A 7,814-nucleotide genomic window follows, 5' to 3' on the forward strand; every position below is an offset into this window, starting at 1 on the left:
GGTTGCCTCCACCGGCTGCCCCAGGGGGGCTACTGCTTTCTGCCCTCTGCCTTCAGGAGAGGAAATGCTGATTGTTTTTTTCTACCTTCTGCCCGTTGAACTTCTGCCTGTCAATTGTTTTCATCTTGCTTAAACCCTTTTTCTAAAAGAATCCAGGCCCCTCTCCGGGAGGGTTAGGGGACGCCCTCCTTATCTTCCCTCCCCGCCGTCGAGGGTAAATACCTGTCCTGAAGCGAAACCTGCCAGTGGACTCAGTAGCCAGGCTGCCAAAGAGGCAAATTCTTCGGGGTTTCCGAGCCGGCCTACCGGAACACGTGATTGTAACCGTTGTTTGGCTTCCTGTATTGAGACCGTTTCCTGTTCTGCCATTTTGCGGAAAATTCGATCGAGGGCTGAAGTTTCATGATATCCCGGAGCAATTACATTGGCGGTTATATCGTTACTTGTTATTTCCTTTGTCATGGTTTTTACATAGCCTACTACTGCCATTCTGAATGAGTTGCTAAGAACCAGATTAGGAATGGGACTGTTTACTGAAGCACTTTCGCTAAAAAGAAATCTTCCCCGTTTGCTTTTTTCAAATAATTGCAGAATGTATTTTGATAATTCAATTTTCCAACGCAGTACCAGACGATAAGCGTTATCCCAGTTGTCCATAGTGGTTTCAGAAATGGTGGCGGCAGGTGGTCCTCCGGCATTAAGAAATGCTCCGTATATGTCTTTAGGAAGCGCGTCTTTCAAATCGTTAAGGAAAGACTGATCGGTAATGTCACCCGGAATTACTGATACCTTTTCCGGCCACTGATTTTTTATTTCAGTAAGGGTCGATTTATTCCGGGCGGTGATTATCACTTCTGCACCCTCTTTGAGCAGATGTGTGGCTACAGCTTGCCCCAGACCTGAACTGGCGCCTGTTACAAGATATTTCAGATTCTTTATTTGTATATCCATGGTGATTTTTTTTGATGTTAGACTCCTTTTTTTTAATTCTGCAACTGATAGTCAGGCATTAGATTCTCACATGCCTTCCGGCAGGTGTAATACAGCAAATGGTACTTTATGTACAGACACTAATTAGTGCGTGTCTATAAACTTGCATAAATTTTTACAATATGTGTGTCTGTTCAGAAAGTGTCATTTACAAGGCTTGCGAAGTCCGAAAATACGGAGTTTACTCATCGTAAATGAGTAATTTTCGGACGAGCGTAACACAGTAAATGGCACTTTATGTACAGACACTTCTAATTAAGCAAATTGATGTGGAAAATGTTCATTATCAGATGTCAAAATGCAAAATCAAGAGAAATTCTAAAGCTCCAGTTATCTAATTCTTTCTCTTTTTTGTATGGCCCGAAGTGATAATGAACAGCTAATCCGTACTTGATAAACAATGCATTGAAAAGGTTATCCAGCAGAATGCCTGATTCGAAATAGCCTTTGTTGAAAGTATTGTAATTGGCATCATCAGTTGGGGTAACATTTCCCCAACCGGCTTTGGATATCAGTTTTAATTCAGGCTTAAATGATCCTGGCTTATTTTGACGTAGTGGAATTTCGTGTTTTAAGAATGTCAAAAAGAAACGATCGGCGGCAAATTCGTTCGGTGCCATAGTGGCAAACATGAACGGAATTTCTATAGAAAACGGAGCATAAGTTCCAAAGAAACTATAAAGATTAGATGGGGTGTTCCATCCGTCGATCCATCCTCCCGTAATTCTAAGTGATGTTCGGGCCGCCGGGCCTGTTCGGAATGTTTTTTCGATTTGCGACTCGATTTTTGTGTATGAATCCGTTAACGCATCTTTTTTTTGATTTCCTCTGATATAGTTGACCCAAACTTTTGGTCCCAGACTGGGATATGGAAGTATTCCGAAAGCAGTTTTCGATATTTTCTCTTTATGTGACCATCTCAGGTTGATACCATATTCAATGTTGGAGAAAGGTTCTGAAGGTATCGTAGCGTCAGGAGTAAAATTGTAAATCCGGATAGGTTCTACTTCTGAATGGGAAAAAAATACTTTACCTGACAGAGACCCGGTTATTCTTGATTCGGCCGATGCCATTACTTTTGATTCTCTGTCCATTGTTGATACAGAGTAGTTTTTGAGAAGTGTTTCTATGTTCATAAGTTTTCCCTTATGAAATGAAAAGTTTCCCGTAGTGTGCATGTCGTTGCTGTAAGTAATTGACATCCCGGTTTGGCTGTTTATCTCGGGACTCCACTTTATTCCGCCGCCGTAATTGTTCTTTTTTGATTTGAAAGCATGATTGTAATACCCACCCAGTGAAAAGTCGCCTGTTATACCAGGGCCCGTCCATAAGCCCATACCCAGTTTCAGGCCTTCAAACCTATTGTAACCTATAACTTTGTCGATATCTATCCTGAGAGGTCCTGCCGCCAGATATCCTCTCATCAGATTTTTTTGCAGTTTAATAATTTTGTCCAGTTTGTTGGCTTTCCCAATGCTGTCTATCAGATGATAAGTAGCAGAATCCCTGGGAGTAAGAGGTTCGTATCTGAGCACCTCAATGCCGGTGGTATCTGAGTGCATTTCATCTTCAAATACTACTGAAGAAAATTCCTTTTGATTCAGGTCGGGATCGAGATCGACAGCTGTAACGATACTTTTTGATTTTCCAACAAGAGGATAGGGCATTGAATTAATTCCGCTGTTGGCATGGATGGTGAGCTGACTCTCCATCTCTGCGGGAAACCATTGAGTGTTTTCAATGCGCTGGTAACGCTGAATAATATCCAGTTGGAAGGGAGCTTCAGGGATTTTTGAACTTACTTTTATGTTTTTTATTCCGTAGGTGTTTTGATGAATATGAAATGAACCGCTTAATGGTTTTATGTTAACATCCTTTTTCGGAAGAAAGGTTATATAAAATAAGGAATCACCTTTTTCAACGATTGTATCTTCAAGAATAAAGATGTAATTTTTCAATCCCTTAACAGAGGCCGGATTGAGAAATTCGGTATCCATTAGTGAAATATAATCTGAATAGAACCCGAAAGGTTGAAGTTGCGATGGAAGTACCGCGAGTGAAGGATCCTCGAAGCCGCTTACTCTGCCGGATATAACTTTTTCTTTGTTTTTGTCCGGTGCCATGTGTTTTTTTTCCGATACGGATTCCATCAGCAGGAGATGGTGATCTTTGCTGAATTTAATAATTTTATGTGCAATAGAATCCGAATCGGGAGTTTCCTCCGGAACACGAAAATCAAATGTCATTTTATGGTAGACAAGACAGGAGTAGTTTTGTTGTTTATCAGGGTTGTTTTTATTCTTAGTCTGTACCACTTTGTCCATGATTTTTAACGCAGGATTTTCACCCGGATAGATGTTGACCGCATCGAGGGTAATTGTTTTTGGAGCAAGATAAATTGTAGAAAAGGGAATAACATCCTTTGTTGCCAAATGCCGGGTGTGATATCCCACACTGCTGATGGTTATTGAATCGCCGATGTTTCCGGATAAAATGAATTCACCTTTCATGTTGGAAACGGTACCGGATTTCCCGTTCTGAAATATTACATTGGCAAAAGGTATTGGGGAATGATCCGAACTATCAGCAATGGTAGCCGTTAGTTGTCCTCTTGCCAAAACAGGATTAACAACAAAGATTACAACTATGAAGATGTCCGTAAAAATGAAGCGATGCAATTTTCCTGACTTAAGGATGGGCATGATGTATTTTTTAGAAAATATCAACATTGCAGTTGTTCTTGTTAGAGTTAGATATTTATGAGTGTGGTATAAAAAGACATATTTTTCTACCTTTACTCCATGTCCCATTCTCTCTGGGCCATGCCCTATGCCCCATACTACTCTACTGCCTGTGGGCTACTTAGTGCCTGTCTATAAAGTGGGAAAAGTTTCCTGCTTAGCATGTGTCTGTTCAGAAAGTGTCATTTACAAGGCTTGCGAAGTCCGAAAATACGGAGTTTACTCATCGTACATGAGTAATTTTCCGACGAGCGTAACACAGTAAATGGCACTTTATGGACAGACACTACTTAATAGCTAAAAATCTGACGATCTGTTAAGGCACTATTTGGATAATCCTGCTTTTAAATACATTACTTCCCTATCGCTCAGCAATCTCCATTTTCCTCGTGGTAAATTCTTTTTCGTCAGACCTGCATAATAGACGCGGTCCAGTTTTTCAACTTTATATCCCAGGTGCTCAAAAATCCGCCGCACAACCCTGTTCCTGCCTGAGTGGATTTCTATACCCGCCTGTTTCAAATCTTTGGGATCTACATAATTAATTGCATCGGGTTTAATCGTGCCGTCTTCAAGCTCTACGCCACTGGCTATGGTTTCAAGGTCTTCGGGGGTTAATTTCTTATCAAGAAATACATGGTATATTTTTTTTGCTTCGAAGCTGGGATGTGTCAGTTTTTTTGCCAGTTCACCGTCGTTGGTCAGGAGCAACAGCCCGGTGGTGTTACGGTCAAGACGACCTACCGGATAGAGTCGTTGAGGACAGGCATTTTTTACAATATCGATAACGGTTCTTCGGCCTTCAGGATCCCGGGCTGTAGTAACTGTATCTTTAGGCTTATTGAGCAAAAGATATACTTTTTTTCCGGGTTTAGTTTTTCTCCCTGATATTCAACAACGTCAGTTGGAGACACAATGGTACCCACTTCTGTTATGGTTTTGCCATTAACTTTAATGTCTCCTTTTTTTATCAGGTTGTCAGCTTCGCGCCTGCTGCATACTCCCGAGTTGGAGATATATTTGTTTAAGCGCATTTTATCCGGAGGGTTCTTCTTGTAGATGATATGCTCTTTCTTTAAAGAATGCTCTTTCTTTTCGGTGTTTTCATTGTTTTTTGATCGGTGTCCTTCCTGGAATCTTTCGTTTCGTGAGCGACGAACAGATGATTTATATTTTTTGGGGATTTTTACTTTTTTAGCCATCGTGTTTGTTGATTTTCTGTGTTTTGTTATTCAACACCAAACGGATTGAATTTTGATGGTGCAAAATTGTAAAAAAGAAAATGATTAATCAGGCATTTAGGATGAAATTAGTTGGTTGTTTCGGTTAAAAAAAACAGGGACTCACCTTGTGTAAGACCCTGTTTCTGTTATTTAAAAAAAATAATGCGATCTAAAAAAATCACAAAGTCAACGCCGAGGATGAAACTTTTACGATTGAGTTTGTCCAGATAAATGAGGTCAGGGTGTTCATTTTCATGTTCATATTTGGATCGCTGAAAATTATATCCCAAATAAACGTTTAGTCCGGTTTTATCTGAGAATGAAATTTCCTTCCCAATCATCAAGGCATAAACAAAGCCCTTATCCAAAGCTTCTGAGAATGCAATTTGCGTACCCACTTCTGCTGAAGCAAAAAAACTGTTTTTGTCGGGCGATAGATAGTAATTGCTCTGCACAACAAGGGGGGAGGTGTTGGCACTAGTACCCTCATACCTGTCCAGTCCAAATCCAAGGTTCAAACTTAGCTTTGGTGATGCAAAGTAACCGACATAGATTCTCAGGCTTTTACCATATTGACCGTCATTCGAAAAGGTGATATCTTCTTCATAATCTTCAGGGTTGGGAATCGATACATCAGTCCATCCCAAATAACGAGTGCCAATTTTGAAGGTCAGTCCTTTTCGGTGTGCGGTGTTTTCCTGTCCGTAGATGGTTACTGCGAGAAATAATGCTGCAAATAGAATTATTGTTCTCATAATTAAAATTTAAAATTCAAATCTTACTGCTCTCCACTCTTTTCCTTTTCTTGCAGCTCCATATAACCTGGTGCCTTTTTCATAGGTGTATTTAGGAGCCGTTCCTTTTAGGCTGAAGTTGCTGATATCAAAAACGGGGTTGCTAACGGAGGTTGAGTATCCAACAACCCCACCAAAATCTTTTTTGAAAATATATGTTACTTTATCATCATTTCTGGAAGAAATTTCCATATTCCGGGCAATTAGGTAAGATGTTCTTCTGTCTTTATTAAATTGAATCAATCTAACTGCATAAAAATCCTTTTTTGCATCTGGCTCCAGATTCCATTTTTCATTGGCTTTTTCTATGCCAAAGTTTAAAGCCGCTATTGCTGCCGGTGCAAGATCTTTGTCAGAAATGTTATGCCCCCAAAAGTTAAAAGTCCAAAGAGGATCGCCATTTTTAAATTCTGTTAGCGTTTCTTTCAAAGGAGAGATACTGCCAAGGCCATTTGGTAAATAGTGTTTTTCCAAAGGATCTTCAACTGGTGGTATAAGATCAGAATTCCACTCTTCCTTAAATACTAAAACTTCAAATCCACATCTTATTTCATCCACTTCCTTCTTATGCCAAATTCCTGTCCACCCCTTTTTTTGGGTTTTGGTTTTTATACCAGCTTCTGAATAAAAGCCAAAGTCAAGAGAATAAAATTTAGCGTCCATTCTGTATTTGGAGTCGTAATAATTTCTCACGCTTTTGGAGAACCCCCATATTGAGTCCCATAGTTTCCCGACAAATGTTCCTTTAAATGATGTTACTTTAAAGTCTTCTTCCTCTAATGCCGGAACGGTACTTGAAGAGCTACTTCCTCCCCCAATGGCACCATAAGTGTCATACACACCAATCTCTTCATAATCTTTACTCAGAAAGTATTGAGGAGCTGCTATTTTAAGATTTGAATATCCGTGTTGAGCTACGTAATCATTTGGATCAAACGGACCGGTAACAACCTTTACGAGCAGTTCATAATTTTCCACATCAGCAAAGAAGGTACCATGGGGCGTAATTCGATAAACGGTATTGCCAACTTTAATTTCTCTGTTTATGTTGAGAAACTTGCTCAATCGATCACTAACCACTAATGTATCTTCAAATTCGGAATTATCAGTGCTTTTTAGGTTCCCGGAAAGGGGTACGAAATCCGGTATTGATTCCAAATCAATATTTTGATTGTTGATGGTGTTGTCAAACAGACTTTGATCTTCAAAAGAAAGCATGTTGTTGAAGGTTGCAATACCTGTCTCTTCTTGAGGATCTTTTATGGGTTCTTCAATTTGCGGGGCTTCACAAGAAAAGATTAATAATAAGATTAACAGGGGGGTAAGTTCTTGATTTTCATAAGATTAAGTTTTTGTTGTTGAATTTAATTGAATTTAATGTGTTTTTTTCGAATGGATAACTTTCTCCTACTATTCTTCTGAGAAAATTAAAGAGAATGTTAATTTTACATAGGCAATGGTTTAAGTCGGTAAGTTTTAGAAAGCATATTAAGAATCCGGTAAAATATAAAATACCACAGTAGTTTTGGGAATATTATCAAAAACTGAAAAATAAGTAGAAATCAGAAGGTGGAGTTTTTTAATTGAACTCATAGGTTATTGTTTTTAGGTTATTTATAGCAAATATATATAAAGTTATTATATAATAAAAAATATTTCTACTCTTTATTTTAAGAATATGATACAATTTTTTAATTCGTGCTGAGATTGTTTTGTTGTAATGTTCAAATTTTTAATTCTCTATTTATTTTATTGATTTCTATGCAAATAAATTGTTGCAGGATGATCTATTGCTTTGGCCTTTTTAATATAGTGTCTTTCCATAAATTGCTATTTACTGCGTTACGCTTACCGTCAAAATACTCATTTACAAAAAGTAAACTGCTTTTTTGGCGGCTTCGTAAGCGTTGCAAATGGCACTTTCTGAGTAGATACACATTTTGTAAAAATTTTTGAGAGTTTATACAATAGTTCTTTAGATTTTTAGATGCAAGATGTAAGATAATTCATCAGTATAAATTATGTATAAGTTATTGATCTGATGGAACTCGCATGCAAGCATTTAT

The 7,814-nt window shown here is 38.6% G+C and carries 6 protein-coding genes; all 6 read right to left on the reverse strand.

Annotated elements, in window-relative coordinates; genetic code table 11:
• Positions 1 to 189: 189 nt before the first annotated feature.
• Positions 190 to 951, reverse strand: a complete 762-nt coding sequence (locus OQ5_RS0108410; RefSeq protein ID WP_016777063.1) for an SDR family oxidoreductase — start codon at positions 949 to 951, stop codon at positions 190 to 192.
• 332 nt (positions 952 to 1,283) lie between these two features.
• Complete coding sequence (locus tag OQ5_RS0108415; RefSeq protein ID WP_026055183.1) at positions 1,284 to 3,692, reverse strand: DUF5686 family protein; 2,409 nt, start codon at positions 3,690 to 3,692, stop codon at positions 1,284 to 1,286.
• A 363-nt stretch (positions 3,693 to 4,055) separates the two neighbouring features.
• The gene (locus OQ5_RS24500; RefSeq protein ID WP_255297451.1) at positions 4,056 to 4,580 is read right to left on the reverse strand and encodes a pseudouridine synthase; all 525 of its coding nucleotides are present in this window, start codon (positions 4,578 to 4,580) and stop codon (positions 4,056 to 4,058) included.
• The gene (locus tag OQ5_RS24505; RefSeq protein WP_255297452.1) at positions 4,505 to 4,933 is read right to left on the reverse strand and encodes a S4 domain-containing protein; all 429 of its coding nucleotides are present in this window, start codon (positions 4,931 to 4,933) and stop codon (positions 4,505 to 4,507) included. The genes OQ5_RS24500 and OQ5_RS24505 overlap by 76 nt, the downstream gene beginning before the upstream one ends.
• Positions 4,934 to 5,100: 167 nt before the next feature.
• Positions 5,101 to 5,709, reverse strand: a complete 609-nt coding sequence (locus OQ5_RS0108425) for a hypothetical protein (RefSeq protein WP_016777066.1) — start codon at positions 5,707 to 5,709, stop codon at positions 5,101 to 5,103.
• Between the two features lie 9 nt (positions 5,710 to 5,718).
• The gene (locus OQ5_RS0108430) at positions 5,719 to 6,966 is read right to left on the reverse strand and encodes a hypothetical protein (RefSeq protein WP_016777067.1); all 1,248 of its coding nucleotides are present in this window, start codon (positions 6,964 to 6,966) and stop codon (positions 5,719 to 5,721) included.
• Positions 6,967 to 7,814: the final 848 nt, after the last annotated feature.

Origin of the sequence: Anaerophaga thermohalophila str. Valhall, assembly GCF_000250735.1 — a bacterium.
Classification (GTDB): Bacteria; Bacteroidota; Bacteroidia; order Bacteroidales; family Marinilabiliaceae; genus Anaerophaga; species Anaerophaga thermohalophila_A.